Below are 18,994 nucleotides of genomic sequence, written 5' to 3'. Positions count from 1 at the left end.
TATGAACTTTCTAGAAATTCAATTTGCGCTGCGGGGTAAAACATTACCTGCAGATCATGGCTATGCACTGTATGCCGCTGTCAAGAAGCGCCTTCAAGAGACAGATGATGAACTCCTACCGAAGGATCTACCGTCTGAAGTTCGGCTGTGTAGCGTATCAGGGTTGCCGGATCGAGTGGGCATGATTTATCTAAACCGAAGGTCGCGGTTGCGATTGCGTTGTCCCGCCGAGCAGATGCAACTCTGGTACCGATTCTTGCAAAATCAGGTCTTTGATATCCGAGGTCATCTCGTTCGATTGGTGCAGCCAAGAATTACGTTGCCGGAAGCGAGTGATACACTGGCAGCACGATTGGTAACGTTTAAGTTAAATTCGATCGACCATGTTGATGTCCCTCGATATTTTCTGGAGTCTTGCCAGAAAGGATTAGAACGGCTTGAAGTTAAGGGTCAGGTGTTTATTCCCAGCGATGCTAATGGTGATTTATCCCGCCGGACTTTGCAGGTGAAGGATAAGAAAATCGTTGGCTATGGCGTGGTTGTCGAAGGATTAAGCTCAGACGATTCTTTGAAGCTGCAATGGCATGGACTCGGTGGACGGCAACACTTTGGGTGTGGTTGGTTTTATCCAGTCCGGGAGGGATGTGATGCCGCCTAAATCAATCGCCCCGAAACTAGAACCAGATATTTTATTAGCTAAGTCTTCAACTCCTGAGGAAGCTGATTGGCAAGGAGCTTATCATCTAGTCGGTCATACTGCTGCTGTTGTGAAATCAGTCACGACTCTCGTCGATTGTTTGGGAGATCGCCTCATCGCGCAATTCGGATTAACCTGTGGATTGCAGACGCTAAGGGCAACAGTACGATTGACAGCCTACCTACACGATTTTGGAAAAGCCAGTAACCAATTTCAAATGATGGTACGGCATCAACGCGATCCACTGAAACAGCCGCAGCTGATCCGTCACGAAATTGCCTCAGTACTTCTCGCCTGGGAATTTCGAGCCTGGCTCCAGCAATGCCCAAATGCAGATTTCATGATGGCACTGGCAGCCGCAGGAGGGCACCATCTCAAACTGGGTGGAAAGCAAGGTAAGGATACCAGTGAGTTAGGAGAGATCCGAGAAGGGACAGGGGATACCTGTTTGTACTGGTATGTTCATCACCCTTATTTTCGGAAGTTGATTCGCTATGGTGTCAAAACGTTTGCCTTGCCAAAGAGTATTCCGCCTCTCAAATTTTTACCACAATGGGAAGTTGGAGAAATTAAGCGAGAGAAGCGACAGGCGATTTTGGATGCTTTTGTCGATTGGGAACCGGATGCTGTGCTGCTAGCAGTGATTAAAGCTCTCTTGATTGCGGGAGATGCGATAGGTTCTGCCTCAGCGCAAGTCTCGATCAACATTTATGCATGGATTCAACACGAATTAGGAGCAACTCTCACTGAAGCCGATCTGCAAAATGTGATTGATACCCGACGGGGTGGAAATCCACTCCGACAGTTCCAAGTTGACCTCAAAGAGAAGTCCACCCGAGTGACAATGGCACGAGCCGGTTGTGGGACAGGCAAGACGCTAGGAGCCTATAACTGGGCACAAAGGCACGCGATCGGGCGCAAGCTGTTCTTCTGTTATCCCACAACTGGCACCAGTACAGAGGGCTTTCTAGACTATGTGCAAGATGAAGTCGAGTCGGTACTGTTGCACTCTCGCTCCGCAGTGGATTTGGAATTAGCAAGGACCGGAGAAGAAGTCGATAACGGTGACGAAACCGTGAACGAGACTGACCAGAAACTTAGCTCCTTTAAGGCGTGGGGTGCAAAAGTCAGCGTCTGTACGGTCGATACAGTACTAGGATTGCTCCAATGTAATCGCCGTCCGATGTACTGCTTTCCAGCGATCGCGAATGCTGCCTTTGTTTTCGATGAAGTCCACTGCTATGACGATGCGCTGTTTGGGGCACTGCTACGATTTCTCAAGGTTGTCAAAGCCCCTGTCCTACTCATGTCTGCTTCATTTCTACCAGCCCAAGTAGAAGCAATCCGAGCCGCCGTGGGTGAACCTGTTGCGACTATTCAGGGACCAAAGGACATTGAGGAAAAGCCGCGCTATCGCTTTAGTGAGGTGGAACAACCAGACTGGGAGCGGGTCAAGGCAGAACTGGCTCAGGGTGGAAAAGTTCTGTGGGTCTGTAATCAGGTGAATACCGCGATCTCAGTTTACGAGCAGGCTAAGAGTCTGGGTTTGAATGCGTTGCTCTATCACAGTCGATTTCGGTATGGAGATCGAGTCAAGCATCATCGTGCTGTCGTGGATGGCTTTAAACCAGATGCGCCTCCTGTCCTAGCGGTGGCAACTCAGGTCGCAGAAATGTCACTGGACTTGTCAGCAACGCTGCTCGTGACCCAGATTGCTGACCCTGCTGGACTAATTCAACGCTTGGGTCGGCTCAACCGTCGCTATTGCGGTCATGCTCTCGAAGCCATATTCTATCCTGAAGATCCGAAGATGGTTGGGTTTCCGTATAGCCAATCCGAACTCGATGCAGGATTGGAACTGGTGAGATCGTTTGCTGGCGAAGTGAATCAGGCGCAACTAGCGACTTGGCTAGAACAATTGAAAATTCAGAGTAACCCGAAGGATCATTTTGTTCTGCTAGACGGTAAATGGCGTACCTATCCTGCACCACTCCGAGAGGCAGGATACACGGTCACAGTTCTGTTAGAACAGGATCTTGCAATACTAGCGAGACTTAAATCTAGCGACTTACCGCGTTACACCGTGCCTTTACCTACAACAAATGTCAAAGGTTGGTTGCGCCACAAGACAGGTTATCTAATCGCTCCAGCCTGTCGGTGGGGTTATTCATCGGAGCTTGGTGCTTACGAATTGAAGAAGAGGTGAGATCTTGACAGAATTTACGCTTTCAATCTTTAACCCGAATACTTTGCTCCCTCATCGAGCCGGGATTGCAGGTTTGGCACTCGCACTTTTGGTGTTACCAAAGGATGCACCGCTGGATTGGGAGGTGACAGACGATGCAGTAAAGCTGACATGGCAGAGCAGCGATTATGAAGCAGTCAAATGGCTGCTCGACCAGACTTACCGAATTACTCCAAATGGCTATCTTGAAGTTCCAGCCCTCAAACTTGATGAACAGGGAAAGTACACCTTTACCCAAGGAGTACTATCAACCTTTTTGCAACACAGCAAACAGCGAAAATTAGATGTTCCAGTTACTCGAAGTTTTACGATCGATGAAGGGCACCCGGAAATTAGAATTGAGGTGCGTCCACTGTTGAACTGCTACTACACCGAAGACATCAAGGAAGCGTTTAATAGTAAAGGCGCATTCAAGAAAGAAATCTCGCTCAAAGGGCATCACTTGCCTGGATTAGTCGAATGTTTTGCTAATGGGGCATACCAAGAATCTCCAGAAGGTTTCTTGGCACTTCTATTTTTGCCGATCTCCTGTGGCTATTACAAACTTCCGGCTCAGTCTATTGGGGGTAAATTAGCAGCGAGATCAGCGGTCGTCATTCCAAACGTTACTCATTTAAGGCATTGGGTCAGAAGTCGTCAGAACCTATCCGGACGAACCTATCGAGATTTTCGGAGCAGCGGAGCAGGCGAATCAGCCCTCCACTTCCTATTGCAGGAGAAAACGCTCGAAGATGCTCAACAATTTCGCGTTGATTACTGCGAAGTTTATCAGCTTGGGAAGCAAGTCTGGGATGCCAATCAGTCGTATCTCAAACAGGCAGTTTATCGAGTGCAGGTCAATGATGCGGTGCTGAAGTTGTACGAAGTTGTACGTCAACTCTTTCCCGCCCAAGTCAAGCACACTGACAAGGGAGAAACCTGGCTCGCTATCTCAAAAATCCTGCCTTGGATTTGTGACAATCTGGTGGCGACAGAACCCTGGTATCAGGGATTTTTTGAATTTCGTAAACGCAACGGTGTCTATGAACACAGAGGGCTAGTGAAAATGACCGAATATCTCAAGGCTGAAGAACAAGTGTTATTTGATGCGGTGCAGGGCGCTTTTAGTAAGTACCTGTCTGGGCAGCATAAACAAGCTGAAAAACAGGGACGCAAGCTGGACTATGGACAGGTCACCGATAAAGTCATTTACCGGATGCAGCGCCCCAGCACTCAACGGGAATTTGCGACTGCACTGGTTAATTTTCTGAGTCAGTTTCGGAGCAAGGCTGGTAGATCAGTCGGTCCGCAGATCTACCACTGGATTCACCGCGAAGCGAATTGGCGACAAGCTAGGGATCTGACGCTACTCGCGATCGCAACCTACACCAGCAAGAAAGGAGATGCTCTCGATGGTATTGACGTGTCAATCGAGTCCTCTGCTGAAACTGATTCAACCGATGATGCAATGTTTTCGAGCACCGTGTAGTTTTTCAAGTTTGTAATTTTTAGGAGAAGTCATGATGTCGAAGCATTTGTTCGCCACGATCGTCACTGCGACTGCTGTTGCTGCCAACAACCGAGGTGAGGGAGATGGGAGGACCCTATCCACCCTACAAAAAATTACTTGCGGTAATGATCAATACACAACCATCAGCGCAGAAGCCATTCGTTGGGGAATGCGCGAGTATTTTCAAAATAGACATGAGTCTATCACGAATCGTACTTTCAATCCTGATGTCAACAGGTACAGCTTTAAGAATGAGCGGTTCAGTGCCGAGGATTTCATTGATGATGACCTATTGGGTTACATGGATGCCAAAAAGGGGAAGGACAACGAAGATGCGACCACTAAGCGTCGGGGTGCGCTAGAAATCAGCCGTGCCATCAGCCTCGATCCCTACTGGGGTGATATTGCCTTTGGCTCCAAAGGGGGTGAGAAAGGTAAAACTTCCCTTCACAGTATTGAAGTGCATTGCACTGCCTATCAGTACACAATTGCCCTGACTCCTGAAAGTTTGAAAGATCCAAACCGGGCTGCTTTAGCACTGGATGCGGTTGGGGCAGTACGGCATGTGGGTGGCAATCATGCTCGCTTTCTATATGACTTCCGCCCTGAGTCGATCGTCATTCGTGTGACAGACGATCCCAGTCCTTGGATTATGAACAGCTTTAAGCGAGTTGGGGATGCCGTCGGGTGTCCTCTTTTAGTGCGTCTGGTAGAAGTGGGCGACGTGAAAGCCGATGAACTCATTGTAGGTGGTGAAATTGCCGATACGCCCTACGGTGAGCACCTGAGCAAGCTAGGTGTCAAGGTCTATCGCGGAGTCAAAGAAGCGATCTCGGCTGCTAAAGCCCAATTACCTACCGGAGTCACTGTCTAATGTTGCTATATCTTGATTGTCCCTGCACTAGCTTTCCTCGTAGCTTTGCACGGGACTACAAAGAAACATACCGCTACCCACCACCATCCACCATCTATGGGCTGCTGCTGTCGCTGGTGGGCGAAGTAGATAGGATGGCTCATGTGGGTGTGAAGCTCGCGATCGGGGTCATTGGCGATGATCCACCGATTTCGCGCATCGTCCGCAAACAACGTCACCATAAATTTGGGGTCAAGCACTTAGGGACTTATCCAACGAGCCAGTTCTCGAAACCCAATCACCATGAACTGCTGACCGATTTACAGGTGGCAATTCAGATTGACTCTAGCGAGGAATTAGCGGCAGCAAAGTTGATCGATCGAGTTGCAATTGCCTTATCCACACCAGAACAAATTACTCGCTTTGGTGGGTTGTCGCTGGGTGAGTCCTGGGCACTGGTCAATGGTGCGAGGCTTTACCGAGAAACGGATGGTTTGATTCGTTGGCTGGTAAAGGATAATCGCGGGTTAATTGCTTTGCCCGTGTGGATCGATCGCACGACGAGTCAAGGAACGTTTCAGCGGTTCTCGTTGAGTGATGAGTTGATTGATGATTGCCTAGTTTCAATTGTGGAACCTGCTCCATCAATCAAAATGAGTAAAGCTAAGTCAGTACGGAAAGCTAAGGGCTAATTGCTTAGCGCGATCGGTGACGTTGAATCACCCAGCGATTCGATCTGTGATGCCGAAAGGCGTTGAGCACTATAATGTGCTGAGTTACTAAATTACTGTTATGGCAGCGATTCGATCTATGATGCCGAAAGGCGTTGAGCGCCAGGGTAAATTCTGGTTTAAGAGCGCGATCGAGAAATGCGATTTGATCTGTGATGCCGAAAGGCGTTGAGCACTTTTCCGGCGGTAAAGATAGCCTTGCCTGTTTACTTGCGATTTGATCTGTGATGCCGAAAGGCGTTGAGCACATTGCAGCAGCCGAAACCTCAATCGATTTGGGCGATGCGATTTGATCTGTAATGCCGAAAGGCGTTGAGCATAGAGAACATTTTCCATCTGGAAAATGTTCTTCGAGGTGATTCAATCTGTGATGCCGAAAGGCGCTGAGCATATCACCAAGGGTTTTATCGATTGTGCGCAAGCTAGTCTCAGGATGAACGGGATCTTCAGTAAGATTGGCACAGTCCTACTGAGGAATAAGCCAAATTAAGACATTTCTAGCTGCTTTAAGTACTCTTCTAGCTAGGATGGTATTCCATACCACAGCACGTGATCGACGCATTTCTTTGCTAAGTGAAACTGGGTGCGAATATTGCGCTCAATGACTTCAGCTAGGAGGGAGTTGCTTCCTTCGTCGCGCCCGTCGTCCGAATTGAAACGGCTCTGATACATGAAAGTGATGTCCGGCGTTGCTGAATCACAGTATGTTTTCTTCGTTTGAATCGGTTGCAGCCCTCACCCCAACCCTCTCCCAATTTGGGAGAGGGAGCAAGAATTCTAGTTCCCCTTCTCCCAATTTGGGAGAAGGGGTTAGGGGATGAGGGCAGAATTCATGCCATCATTCAGCAACGCCTGATGTCCTATAATGATGTGGGCTTGAACTGAGAAAAAGACCACTCAATATTCTCACATTGCTCTTTAAAGCATCTATTTTTCTAAAGTGTCTGGTGAATACTCCACTAAACAGACTGAATTCGCGTAAAAATCAGAACTTTCCCGATTGTAGATCGCACCAAATCGCTAGGGCACCTTGACAGCAGTAATTTTATACCATTTCATGTTGTTGATATACTAACAATCCAACTAGGGGAAAAAACGCGATCGCGCATTCTGGCAGTTCTCACTAAAACAGACGAACTTACCCGCAGCGAATTAGTAGGAGCGCTCCGGTCTCACTTATGAGCAGGTGAGGCGACAGACCCAAAATCTCAGCATCTCAGGCACGATCGAGTCTCGGTTAGTCGATCGAGAGCGGCGTTACTTCATCAAACGAGTAAAGGTGGCGAACTTGCACTGATTGAGTCAGTCAATCTCGTAGCAATAGAGGGAGGCGACCTAGCAGAACAGAGACCGACATTGGAGGAGCCGACCATCGAGAACGACCTGGGCAAGCAGATTTATCGAGAAGCCGCAGGACTGAAGACTTCCGAGCTACTGATGCGACCCGCGATCGTGCGAGGAGTTGCGAACCGTATAACAAAAGACGATCTACCCGAAGACCTCAAAGCCCAAGTGGAGGGAACCGAGGAGGCAATTCGCCCAATTTTTCACCCCAGCTTGATTGCGGACAAACTACTCGATCGGTAGTGCGTCAGACCTATGGATACTTTCGCTTCAAGGCTCGCTGCTAGTCGGTTCTGTAAATCTAATCCATAAGCTTAGCACATCACTGCTTGCCACATACAGCCTTTTGAAATACTAAATTCCTGCAGAGTTTGTCAAACACGCAAAACACGATCGTAATAGAGTTTATGTTTAGAGCAAGGTTAACCCTCTGCTACCAAATCACCAAACTGCCATGCAAAATTAAACTATTAATCTGCTGGATTACTTGTTCCGCCAAACTTTGATTATGAATTAGCACACCCATCTCTATGTTCAGCGACATTGCATACTCAGTCAAGTTTGCACTGGAAACAAAAAGGTGTTGTCGATCGCTCACAGCACATTTGGCATGAAGTGAGCCATATCTACCCTGCTCATCTACGGGGCGCTTTGCTCTCAACCAAACATAGAGTTGAGAACGCCTAAGAACCTCAGCCCCGAACGTCGTCACCAGCCCAAATGAAATTTTGCCATCGCTCGCTTCAGGAGTTTCTGCGATGATGCGAATGTTAACCCCACGATCTAGTGCTGCCATTAACGCCTGAACAATCTCAGGAATGTTATAAATTGCAAAGCTAACGATTAGCAGATCGTGCTGTGCCTCTCGAATCAATTGCAGCAAGGTTTGATCGGTTCGGCGCAATGGAAGAGATTCTGGATTCGGTCCTGTCCAAACCAGTTCAACGGATAGATCTTGGCGCATCTGAGTCTGACAATAGACTGCTGTAGAAAGCGCGATCGCCATCGCTTTGCCATCCAACTCGCTCGTTTCTGTTTGCCAAATTTCGATCAGGTGATTGAACTCTTGCCGCCATGCCGCTCTGGGTAGCAGTTGGAGAAGGTTATGCTTCATCTTTGACAGTTCGCTCTGATTCATTGTCATGAGGACTTGAATCAGGGCATCCAGTGTTGAAGCCGGAACTTCCTGAACGACGCGGCGAATTTGTTCTAGTAGGTTGGAAGAGAACGTAGTCACCGCTCAATCCCCAGGCTTAAAAAAGGCAAGTTGAGCGAGTTCAGTCTTAACCGTTGAGATGAGTACCGTTCGATCAAGATACTTATTCCCCCGTTCACAGGACGTTTCTGGACTAAAGAGGCAAGCGTGACAAGCCGCCCAATGCAGCGAATTCGGGGATTGCATTGGGCTGTGTTCCGCGCAGAGCGGATCAGAGGCACATAAGCACATCTGCTCTAATGCCTGATCAATGTGGCGACCAAGAGTAGACGGCTCTCCTAAGCTGACAAGCCCTCCTAATGTGCCCTCACTATCGGGAGCAGCGGTATAAATGAGAATCCCTGCTTGGGATCCGTTCTCGTCCTGCGGAGCCTTTGAGTAGATACGCTCTCGAAGACTAGCAGCCGTATAGCCACATTCGATCGCGAATTGTCGCATCAAAGCATGAGCAAAAGAATGCAGCAGAATGTATCGAACTCCCGGATAGTGTGTGTCTGGATTGAGCGATCGTGCAGTGCGCCAACGACGATGAGCCTCAATGGTCTGTTTTTCGTAGGCAATGACTTCGGGTAAAGCTTCCCATCGTGCGATCGCAGATTCCTTGAACTGAATGAATAGCCCTTCTCCCCGAACTTCGGTGGCAGGAACCCACTTCGGCTCTTGACGGCTGAGGGGTGCCCAGTAATCTTGTGGTAACTCTCCAGTCTCAGCAAAATCGCCAGGAGATTCGATGCGTGAAAAACCGACTAATGCCCGAACTTCTCGCAAGCGATCGACCAGCACGACCTTCTCAAGATAGGACTCATAGCCTTTGGGAGCTGCAACAGGCGTGAGCCAAAAATCTGGAGAATTCAGGCTCGTTTCTGCGGATGAGAAGACTTGCCACTCTGGGGTTTTAATATCTTTTGCTTCATCGTTTTCGTCGTCGATCGTTTCAGACCGCTTCTGCTGAACTTGTGCCCAAATCTCCGAATCTGAGTACTTAGCAAATTCCTTCAGTTGCCCAATTGAGCGGAAAGCAGCGAGCACTTCTGGACTGACCGCTTTTTCCAGAACTGTCCAATGTTTTTCGACCAGTTGTGCCAGCTTATCGGCTACGGTTGGAATTGAAAGCGCAGAAAGAGTGATGGGAAACCAGCTATTAGAAGCGCCTAATAGAATGCCGACCATTTGTTGGTCACAACCGCCTTCATCGAAATTCCGCAGGTGAACATGGCGACCGCGACACTGAGGCATATTCTTTTTGCCAGGTTCACCAAAGGCATCAGACATTCGACGAGTTGCGCCACAGCTATCACATTTCACCTCAATATCAGCCGCAGAGCCAGATACCCCATACTCGTTCAGCCGTAAGGTTCCTTTTTTACAATCCGCACCGCGATGAACAAAGTATCGCCAAGGAAAGTCATCTAAATGCCCATGCTTACAGGCAACGAGAAAACGAGCCGGAATCACAGTCGGTGGATATTTACCTTTTGGACAGTTCGCATGGACATAGCGGTTTTGATCTGGGCGAAAGCGATCGGTCTTGAGATCGAACAATCGAGATTGTAGCGGCGCGAGTAGACGACAATTTGGGCAGAGCATCCAGGTGGGGAACGGAGAAACCGGAATGCCAATACGGTGACTTTCATCGTGAAAGCTTGGCATTCCATCGGATTCGGGAGGAAGTGGAGGTGACAGTAAGCGCTTCACAGAGGGTGAGAGCGATCGCTTGACTGCTCCGAGCAATCGTTCCTCTCCTAATTCTTTTGCATGGTTAATATCCCAATCGTCGAGTCCCATGACCATTGTGGAAAGATTGGGTAAATCAATCACGGAGCCGATACCAGCCGAAAAGAGAATCTGGCTGGGTCGGAGTTCACCAACTTTATTACGAGGTTGTGTTTGTGCCATAAGAGAGTTCAATCAGAGGTGGGCATGGGTTGAGGAGTGCGGAAATCATCATCGGGAATGCGATCGTCCAGAATTAGCCCGATCGTCGGTTCCACATTGCGAAGCGAATTCAAACAGGTAAACGGTTGCCAATCCCCCTGTCCAGGCTGCGTGAGTAAACCCTGAGTCACGCCATCTCTCTGGGACTGATAGCCCAGCACGGCTCCGCCCACCAAATTCGTGGATTGTTCTAGCCAGTAATCGAGCTTGGCTTCTAATGCCTGTTTGACTAAATCTCGCGTTTTGGGACCCTCTACATTGGCAGCACGAGTGACGATCGCATTCATTGCTTCTTGAATATGCGGATGATTACGATCAATGCGCCCAGCTTTGTCATTCTTGTTGAGTTCCGTTCCCTTCAAACGCACCAGTGCAACGAGCAATGCCGCGAGACCACGATCAATGGCGCGAGGCGCAAAGGGAGTCACCGATAATGCTTCAACGTGCTTGTAGAACGTCGCGTGATAGTGTTCAAACTGCTCATAGTGAGACAAGTCTCTCGGTCGTGCCCAGTTGTAAACGGTGAACACAATGCCAGGAAACGTTCGTCCAACCCGCGAGGTTGCTTGAATATACTCTGCTGTCGTTTTCGGCTGTCCGGTCACAACCATTGCACCCAAGCGCCGGACATCGACACCGACCGAAATCATGTTCGTTGCGAGCAGGACATCGATCGGTTTACGCGGATCTGCTTTCTTGTCTCGATTTGGATTAAACGGAACTTCTAGCGCATCCAGCACGATTGGGATATCGGTCGAAGCAATTCGAGACGTAAGCTCTTTGACCTCAATGCGAGATCGCTTTGCGAGTCCCCGTTGATCCATCTTGCCAAGACGGGATTGGATGTCATCATCAACAAGCCGGCGGGTTCCGCCCAGTTCTCGCATCGAGTTAAAGTAACCCACCAACGTCATCCAGGGGTCAGCCGCTTCGCCATACTTCTCGTAAAGCGCCTGAGATGCTGCAAGACCTGCTGTATAAACTCGAATTAAGGCAGCTTTTAATCTGCGTCCGGTTGCACAGATACCCAGATATCGCCGTCCAGGATAGTCTTCACTTGGCTCTCGTTGTAGAGAGAAGAAATTATCAGTGACATCTAAGCCTTGCGGTGGAAAGATCTGCACTTGACGCAAGAATAGGTGATGAATTTGATCTCGTGCTTGTCGAATGGTTGCTGTGGAAGCAATCACTTTGGGGCGAACCGTTTTGCCATTCACGGTCCAGGAACATAGTTTATCGACGGCTGTTTCATACAGTCCTACTAAAGTTCCAAGCGGTCCACTGATGAGGTGTAACTCATCTTGAATGATTAAATCGGGAGGACGCAACGGATTATGAGATAGCGTCTTAGCAAGCGGGTGACCATACTTTGCGGGATGGCTCGGAGAATCCTCAATCTCAGGAGACACAAATCCATGCCGTTGACAGTAGCCTTCAACCTGTCCAAACAACATTTGCACCGCACCATTCCAAGGCATCTGAGCAAATTTATCGACCGTTGCAATGAGCAGAGTCGGTAGACGACGGTAGATCTCTTCATCGACAACGAGGATCGGTAAGCCTTCAGTGGGAGATTGTTTTTGAGAAAATAAGCAGCGACCGAGAGTATCACCGCAGTAGATCAGCGTTCGTGCCTGCCCCTTTGCAAAGGATTCAACTTTGATATTTTGTTTCCCAGGGTCAATCTTAGACCCACACCAAGGACAGTTCGTGAGTTGGTGGGGAGAACCGCTGCTTGTGGGCTGATACTGTCCAAGCTTCTGCTTGAGGAATTCTTCACTTTGTTCAGTACGGTTGGGAGTGGTTTTCTGTCCAACCCACAATCCAATCCGAAACGGTTCTTTGCCCCATTTTGCGGGGTCTTCTCGGCGAATCGCTTCACAGGCACAGATTAAAGCCGTGGCGCGTTGAAATTGTTGTAGGGTGAGTAATCGAAGCGTATATCGCATCAAAACAGCAACACCCGATTCACCAAAGCGTCCTTCGATCGTACCTTGCAATCGTCGCAAACCGATCGTGTAAGCAGTCAGCCCCAAGTACGCTTCCGTCTTACCACCGCCTGTAGGGAACCAGAGCAAATCCGCGATCGCTTGGGTTTCATCGGTACGATCTGGATGATTGAGGTCAGTAATGCTAGGCAAGTTGAGTAGGATAAATGCAAGCTGAAAAGGTCGCCAGGAACGATTTTTAGGGATATCAATCGTGCTAAGTTCTAGCGTTTCGCCACGACGGACTTGCTCTGTATAAATCGAATGAACTCGCTGCTTCCACATGGAGCGATTCATGAATTGAAACGCTTCAAAGCTTTGTAGGTCAGATTGCAATAACTCTAGACCGGACTGAATGCGTTCTAAAGCGCGAGTACAGTTCGCAAGTGCATCCGTTGCGATCGTTTCATAGCCTTGCAGTTTGGCTGTTGGATCAGCAATCCGAGTCGCTTGCCCTTCTATCCAATTTGCGTAGGCAGCAACGAGCGGATTGAGTTTCGCAACCAAACCGCTTGGGGTCGCTTCTGCCAGCTCTTTCATATCTAGAACCAGTCCCACAAGTCCAGGAATCTCATCTGGCGTGGGAGCATCCGTTTTAGGAACTTCATAAGCGGGAACGACACGAGTGCAAAGGCGAATTGCGTAATCATCACTTCCTTCTGCTAATTCAGCGTGAACGCCTGTCCCATGCCCAACGGCAAATTCAACTTGATGCCGATAGATCATCTCCATCGCTTGTTCTTCGGCATACTGTACTGGGTCGAGTTTACCGAGCGATCTCTGAGTTGCTTTGCGGATGAAAATTGCACGATGATTGGGGTCAGCAGATTCAACGCTAAGTTCGGGCTGAAATAGCCATGCCTGATCCGGAGAGCGATCGGGTTCTCGCTGTTCATTCACTAGAAATAAACTAATAATCCAATCGGAGCCAACTGCACGAATTTGCCCACGCACATAAACTTCGCGCTCCGGGTCGATCCGCCAAGAGTTCACCGCACCTGCTTTTAGAGCGATGGGAGGAGATTGCCCAACAATCGGATACCTGCGCCATACGGCTTTAGGTGCGCCTGTTGGAGTTTGGAGATACTCGCTCTTGGTGCGATCATATTGTCCCCATCCTGCTTTGATCGTGATGGCTTTAGCAGTGCCACTCACACAGAAGCTCATGCCCAGCGAGGAAGGAAACATAGTTTCGATCGCAGGAGTGATCGTTTCAGTTGTGCCATCCTCGATCGTATTGGTTCCGCCTACCGCCAGTTCGTCGAGCTGCTCAGTACCTTCATCAACGGTTCCAGTCTTCGCGGCAATTAGTTCAAGCTGTTCGAGTTGATCATCCGATTGAGTGGGGCGATTGCGTCGATGTAGGGGAGCCAGTAGCCCGACGAGATAGCGATCGCTGACTCGCGCTTCGTCCACTTCTTCATACTCTCCGCCTGCTGGACCTAACAAGTCGGCTAAGACAGCCTCTTCTAGCTCGGCTCTGATTTGGTAATAAGAAGGGGGCTGTAGAACAGGTGCAGCATCGGAGGATGGGGCTTTGTCATTTTCCGCAGCAGGTGAATCAGCTTCTGATGAGGGAGTTGGGACAAATTGCACATCAATCAAATTGCCTTGTCCCTCACTTTGTTCTTGATTCGTTGCGACGAACTGAGGCTCCAATAAGCTAGACTGCTGCCAAATGGCAGGAGTAATTTTAGGTTCAGTTGGCTTTGATTGTTGAGGCTTAACAGGTTCCGGTTGTTCCTGAAGCACCTGCACAATCTTGCTCGCGATCGTTTCCGATAAAGTGCTATCGCCTAAAACATCTGCATCATCTGATAAATCAAGCCCAGCAAGCAAGGCATGAAGAGACTCGTCAGAAGCTGAAACGACCGCACTCCAATCGAGTTGAGCAGTACGATCGCGCAACTGTTGATTGATCTTTTCCAGATCTAGATTGCCGGGAAGAATTGCTGGAAGCTTGATAATCTTCATGAGTCGCCGAGGTTCCAAAGTTGAGGATCAAAGGATTGTAGAAGGAGTGACGGTTTCTTGGCAGGAACGAGAACGAGTAGGGCACGCATCGCCCTTGTCATCGCAACATACAAGGTACGCCGTTCTCTGACGAGAATCTCAGTGGCGGCTTCGGGAGGAGTGCCTTTTGGGATTGTCGGATAGGGGGTTTCTAGAAAACCTGCTATCGCGACGATCGGGAATTCTAATCCTTTAGCCGCTTTGAGTGGCAGAATTTTCACCCCCTTACAGTTCAGATCTAAGTCTTTGCTCGTCATGAATCGTGCTTCAATGCCCAGATAATTTAACTGTCCAGTAATGTTCTTTCCAGCTTTTTCAGTGGGGACGAGAATCGCGCAGGCTCCAAGTCCCAATCGGAATTCATGAGCAGCCGTGCGGCAAAATTGAGCCAGTAAATTTCCTTCAGAAGCGCGATCGACGATGGCACGAACCGCAGGTGGTGGACCTGTATGAACGTAAAGTCGCTCCTCACCTTCCGGATCGAGTGTGCCGTCTTGCAGATACGAATAGGCTGCTTCTCCAATCTCTTGAGTGGTACGGTGATTAATTTTTAGAATGCCTGTGCGTCCGACAAATTTGAGCGAGTCATGCACATCGCTCCACCGAAAACTGCTGCCATAAATCGATTGGTTGGCATCGGCAGTAATAAACAGGCGATTCGGTGCGCCACAGAGTTGAATCAGGAAGCGTAGCACGGTGGGACTGAGATCTTGGGCTTCATCAATAACCACAGCATCATACATTGGCAGCATTTCGCTAGTCTGTAGCAACTTTAGGGCACGAAGCCTTATCTGCGCCCAAGTTTCCATTCCTTTTGCACTCAAGAGGCGATCGAAGTGTTGCCGCAGGTGCCAAATCGCTTGACGCTGAATTTTATTGAGTGGGATACTGCGACCCGTGCGCGGAGTTGCTTGATAATCCTCTAAGCTGTCAATGCCTCTTGCATCAATGACTTCGGTAAGTTCTTCGAGTAAATATTCGGGCTGGAGGCGTTGTAGGATGAGCCGTTGCGCCTGTTGCTGTAAAACATTACCTTCAAGCGTTACGATCGCGCATGGAATCGATTGCTTAACGAGGGTGATCAGTTCTTTAGTGGTTGCAATTTGGGGCTGACCGCTGAGTTGATTGACGATCAAATAGATCAAGGCATCAGTCGTTTTGACTTCAACAAACTGAGCATCCTCGCCTAAAAGCTGTTGCAACAACTGTTCAGAGAAGTGAACAAGAGCATTCGTGTAAGTGGTAAATAGAATGCGCGGATGACGAGTTCCTTTAGCTTGAAGCTGACGGAGAATTTCACGAGTCCGATAGAGGGCAACGGTACTTTTGCCTGTACCGGGACTGCCCTTCAGTAGGGTTGGACCTGTTGCATTCACTGCCCAAGTGACAAACTTCTCCTGCTCAGAATTGAGTTTGAGCAGAAAACCCAGTAAATCTCCTTCCTTGAAGCGCAGTAAGTCATCAGAACTCCCGGTAACAAAACTGGGTTGCTTCAACACTAGATCAAAATTGGGTGCGGTAATGCAGTCGAATACGCGATCGCGCACCCCATTGGGGACATCCGCTTCGAGAAGATCATCGAAGGTGCGGCAGGCAAGCAGAGGGGGAAAACAAGATTTGGGGACGAGTAAGCGATCAAGCAGTTCTTCAGTTAGCTCGATCGGGAGCAGTGTGACCGTTTCGACAGGTTTGGCGGGAGAAGTCGGAGCTTTTTCGGGAGTGAGCAGATCCTCAAGATTGGAAAAGGCGGTGATATCAATTTCAGTTTCTTCAGCGACTAATTTACTGCCTCGATAAACGTCTTTCCGGGCATCGACTCCAAGCAGCGCCACCCATCCATCTCCGTAGGTATAAATGATACGGTAGTCGCCAGAGCGCAAACGGTAAATATCACCTTTGTAGCCGTGGAGTTTTTTCTTCAGATTGCCATGAGGTTTGGGATCGTCCCGTAAAACTTCGATCTTCTCCAATACTTGTAGAACTCGCTCTTTTGGGATGGCGAGGAGTTGATTGGTAAACGTGGGTTTGTGGATGATCTCGAAAGGCACAGAAAAGCAGGGGGCTGAAACTTTCTCTTATGATAAGTGTAAAAAAGATTACGCGCTCACAGAGTTTTGTGTTTCGTTCTTTACGAGTATTGAAGATTTGATGACGTAGATTAGGCTTGAGCCAATGTCTTAATTTTCGTCAATTAGAGCTTCTAGCTTTACGCCATAATCCGCTAGTCATCGTCATCACCTGGTACCCAAGCGTCAGGAAAGCCCTGCAAGCCGATCATATCTAAATAATCCTCGTCACTAATGCTAAGATCACAATCCTCATCGGACTCGAAGTCTTCCTCAGACTCTCCAGCAATTTCTAAAATAAAGCGATCGCAGAACCAATCGTATATTTTCTGAAAATCGCGATCGCTGTCGAGGTAAATCACGGCAATGAGAACCTCGAACATTTCTCCATAGACTCCGGGTTCGTCTTGAGGTAGCTTGCGGCTTGGCTTGTTCCAAGATGAGCAGAAATTAGGCAACCCTAGACTGATTGCAAATTGAGCAAGAGATTCGCGACTGGTGGTGTATTGCCTTGAGTCATCCAGGTCTTGATTACTGAGTGGCGAGCAATTTGTGAAGTAGTAATCTGCTACAACAGCGTCTAGTAGACGATCGCCTAGAAATGCTAGTCGCCGATATTGCAGTACGATGTCTTGTCGTTCTTGCTCCGAGACAAAGGGTAGTTGAAGGGTTGAGAGATCAGTGAGAGCAAGTCGAAGCAGATCGTCGCGTTTGAAGTCAGGAATCGCTATCGCTTGTTTAGCTTCTGCTAACTTAATTTCTAGCTTGTGCATCATAGAGCGGCTGCAAAAAGTTTTATCACGGCAAAAATCTGAGGACTGCTACCTTGCTTGATGAGCTTTTAGTAATACTCTGGATGCTCGCGCCAATATTGAACGTAACTTAGATAATCGCTATAACTTGCGTAGTCCGGTAGGTTCCAAGCCTTTTCTCTCGCCTTTGACCGACTAGCTTGAGAACGCCAGTATGAAGCTTCGGCTTCTAGTTCGCCTATTCTGTCAGCATTGTGATCCTGCACAAGAATTTGAAGGCTCATATTTTCTTGATTGGTTTCTAGTTCATCAGGAACTAGTTGCAGCTCTTGCTGCTGAATTTGGGATTCTTGCTGTAAAAGTTCATTTCTTACACGCTCAATGTCTTTGTTCAGGCTTTCGATAGTCCTGTCTCGTTGCTGGATTTGAGCTTCTTGTTGTGCAAGCTCACTCCTTACGCGCTCGATGTCTTTGTTTAGGCTTTCGATAGTTTGAATGTATTCTTGATTAGCGTTTTCAAGAGCACGTACAGTTAACTCACTTTCATGCCTTGATCTTTCTAGTTGGTCGTTTTGTTGTTTTAACCGAGCATTTTGCTTCCCCAATTCGACATTTTGGTGTTCTAATTGAGTAATTTGACGATTGGACTGATCTAACTCCTGTTTAAGAGTAGATTCGGTCTGCTTCAGGGTTGCAACCTGTCGTTCGAGCATCTGTACTTTTTCTTCTGCACTTCGGAGCAGCTTTATTCTGGTTTGTGAATACTCATGAAGACGCGATAGCCGCCCATTCTCGGTTCGCAGCGTAGTCTGCTCGTCAAGCAAAGCACTGATTCTTTGCTCAGCCGCCTTATTATTTGCTTGGAGAGCCTCCACATCTTTTGAAAGGGCTTCAAAGTTACCATCGTATGAGTTGATAAGCTCTATTTTTTGTAGGAGAGCTAGACGATCGTTGACCAACAGATTGACTGCTTGGATCATTTGCTGCCAGATGGAAAACTCGATATTAAGGAAATCTGATGAGCCGCCTAACTCTTGAAGCAGAGCCTCTCGATTCTGTTCTAACTCCTGAATCTTGTCTTTAAGAAATACGTTGTCCATACGGGAGCGAAGTAGCTCCAGTTCTGATTTTTCTAGAAAATTACTCAGTTCACCAAAAGTTTTGGCAATGGAACGACGGAAAGTGGCAATAGTGTCTGGTTCAAGCTGATCACTGACGAAAAAGAGGAGCCTAAGTCGAAAATTTGCCATTGTCTTTTTAGCCGCAGCGATCGCTGTCTTGGCTTGTGTGAATAAAACAATTGCTGCGATCGCAAAGACACCAATATACCAGTAGTGAGCGATGAGATCAGACACGGATTAGTCCCTCGTAATGGCTGACAAATGCACGACTTCAGGTTAAACAGCGGAATTTATTTGTTGGCGACACTGAGTTGAGAGCAGTGGGGCATTTCTGAGTTAGGGCTTTTTGTTTAGTTTTCCCTTTTTTCTTCTCTTATTGTGCAAACCTTTGGCAACTTCTTCAGTATCGCGATGCCTTTGGCACGGCAAAACTGCTCGTGGTTCAGTTGCAACAGTCGATGCTTGCACCGCGTTTCGTGATCAAGTACTTTGTATCTTGTCGTTTTACTGATGGCGAAGCGATTGCTTGTTTTGCCTCAGCTAA

The 18,994-nt window shown here is 48.3% G+C and carries 13 protein-coding genes; 6 read left to right on the top strand and 7 right to left on the bottom strand.

The annotated features are described in order from the left end of the window. Position 1: 1 nt before the first annotated feature. The 5 genes from cas6 to cas5 are packed head-to-tail and all read left to right on the top strand — an operon-like array spanning position 2 to position 5,976. Positions 2-658, top strand: a complete 657-nt coding sequence (gene cas6, locus J0L70_RS26690; RefSeq protein WP_287456496.1) for a type I-MYXAN CRISPR-associated protein Cas6/Cmx6 — start codon at positions 2-4, stop codon at positions 656-658. Then, on the top strand, positions 648-2,903 hold the full coding sequence (gene cas3, locus J0L70_RS26685) for a CRISPR-associated helicase Cas3' (RefSeq protein WP_287456495.1): 2,256 nt from the start codon (positions 648-650) through the stop codon (positions 2,901-2,903). Before cas6 ends, cas3 begins: the two co-directional genes overlap by 11 nt. A 4-nt stretch (positions 2,904-2,907) precedes the next feature. After that, entirely contained in the window at positions 2,908-4,410 is a 1,503-nt protein-coding gene (gene cas8a1, locus J0L70_RS26680; protein WP_287456494.1) for a type I-MYXAN CRISPR-associated Cas8a1/Cmx1, read from the top strand. 31 nt (positions 4,411-4,441) lie between these two features. Then, positions 4,442-5,305: a type I-B CRISPR-associated protein Cas7/Cst2/DevR gene (gene cas7i / locus J0L70_RS26675; RefSeq protein ID WP_287456493.1), complete on the top strand. Its 864-nt coding sequence runs from the start codon at positions 4,442-4,444 to the stop codon at positions 5,303-5,305. Next, positions 5,305-5,976: a type I-MYXAN CRISPR-associated protein Cas5/Cmx5/DevS gene (gene cas5 / locus J0L70_RS26670; RefSeq protein ID WP_287456492.1), complete on the top strand. Its 672-nt coding sequence runs from the start codon at positions 5,305-5,307 to the stop codon at positions 5,974-5,976. The genes cas7i and cas5 overlap by 1 nt, the downstream gene beginning before the upstream one ends. A 4-nt stretch (positions 5,977-5,980) precedes the next feature. Here the strand turns inward: cas5 and J0L70_RS26665 are convergent, their stop codons facing one another. Beyond that, positions 5,981-6,406: a hypothetical protein gene (locus tag J0L70_RS26665; protein WP_287456491.1), complete on the bottom strand. Its 426-nt coding sequence runs from the start codon at positions 6,404-6,406 to the stop codon at positions 5,981-5,983. A gap of 965 nt (positions 6,407-7,371) precedes the next feature. Here J0L70_RS26665 and J0L70_RS26660 point away from each other — a divergent pair. Beyond that, entirely contained in the window at positions 7,372-7,602 is a 231-nt protein-coding gene (locus tag J0L70_RS26660; protein ID WP_287456490.1) for a hypothetical protein, read from the top strand. A 190-nt stretch (positions 7,603-7,792) separates the two neighbouring features. On the opposite strand, the gene drmC is transcribed toward J0L70_RS26660, so the two are convergent. The 6 genes from drmC to J0L70_RS26630 all read right to left on the bottom strand — a co-directional run bounded on the left by drmC (position 7,793) and on the right by J0L70_RS26630 (position 18,684). Next, positions 7,793-8,596 (bottom strand): DISARM system phospholipase D-like protein DrmC, encoded by an 804-nt coding sequence (gene drmC / locus J0L70_RS26655; RefSeq protein WP_287456489.1) that lies wholly within the window; start codon positions 8,594-8,596, stop codon positions 7,793-7,795. Positions 8,597-8,599: 3 nt separating this feature from the next. Further along, entirely contained in the window at positions 8,600-10,471 is a 1,872-nt protein-coding gene (gene drmB / locus J0L70_RS26650; RefSeq protein ID WP_287456488.1) for an MrfA Zn-binding domain-containing protein, read from the bottom strand. 8 nt (positions 10,472-10,479) lie between these two features. Continuing rightward, on the bottom strand, positions 10,480-14,472 hold the full coding sequence (gene drmA, locus J0L70_RS26645) for a DISARM system helicase DrmA (RefSeq protein WP_287456487.1): 3,993 nt from the start codon (positions 14,470-14,472) through the stop codon (positions 10,480-10,482). Then, positions 14,469-16,559: a UvrD-helicase domain-containing protein gene (locus J0L70_RS26640; RefSeq protein WP_287456486.1), complete on the bottom strand. Its 2,091-nt coding sequence runs from the start codon at positions 16,557-16,559 to the stop codon at positions 14,469-14,471. The genes drmA and J0L70_RS26640 overlap by 4 nt, the downstream gene beginning before the upstream one ends. Before the next feature lie 173 nt (positions 16,560-16,732). Further along, a complete protein-coding gene (locus tag J0L70_RS26635) occupies positions 16,733-17,353 on the bottom strand; it encodes a ribonuclease III domain-containing protein (protein WP_287456485.1) in 621 nt (206 codons plus the stop codon). Between the two features lie 65 nt (positions 17,354-17,418). Next, the gene (locus tag J0L70_RS26630) at positions 17,419-18,684 is read right to left on the bottom strand and encodes a coiled-coil domain-containing protein (RefSeq protein ID WP_287456484.1); all 1,266 of its coding nucleotides are present in this window, start codon (positions 18,682-18,684) and stop codon (positions 17,419-17,421) included. Positions 18,685-18,994: the final 310 nt, after the last annotated feature.

This window comes from Leptolyngbya sp. UWPOB_LEPTO1, from assembly GCF_017302695.1.
Taxonomy (GTDB): Bacteria; Cyanobacteriota; Cyanobacteriia; order Leptolyngbyales; family Leptolyngbyaceae; genus Leptolyngbya; species Leptolyngbya boryana.
Note: the sequence above shows the minus strand (reverse complement) of the source record. Positions and strands in the feature narration are given on the sequence as shown.

Coding starts and splice junctions, on each gene's coding strand:
- cas6 (WP_287456496.1), top strand. CDS start 2: ATGAACTTTCTAGAAATTCAATTTGCGCTGCGGGGTAAAACATTACCT.
- cas3 (WP_287456495.1), top strand. CDS start 648: ATGCCGCCTAAATCAATCGCCCCGAAACTAGAACCAGATATTTTATTA.
- cas7i (WP_287456493.1), top strand. CDS start 4,442: ATGATGTCGAAGCATTTGTTCGCCACGATCGTCACTGCGACTGCTGTT.
- cas5 (WP_287456492.1), top strand. CDS start 5,305: ATGTTGCTATATCTTGATTGTCCCTGCACTAGCTTTCCTCGTAGCTTT.
- J0L70_RS26665 (WP_287456491.1), bottom strand. CDS start 6,406: ATGCTCAGCGCCTTTCGGCATCACAGATTGAATCACCTCGAAGAACAT.
- drmB (WP_287456488.1), bottom strand. CDS start 10,471: ATGGCACAAACACAACCTCGTAATAAAGTTGGTGAACTCCGACCCAGC.
- drmA (WP_287456487.1), bottom strand. CDS start 14,472: ATGAAGATTATCAAGCTTCCAGCAATTCTTCCCGGCAATCTAGATCTG.
- J0L70_RS26635 (WP_287456485.1), bottom strand. CDS start 17,353: ATGATGCACAAGCTAGAAATTAAGTTAGCAGAAGCTAAACAAGCGATA.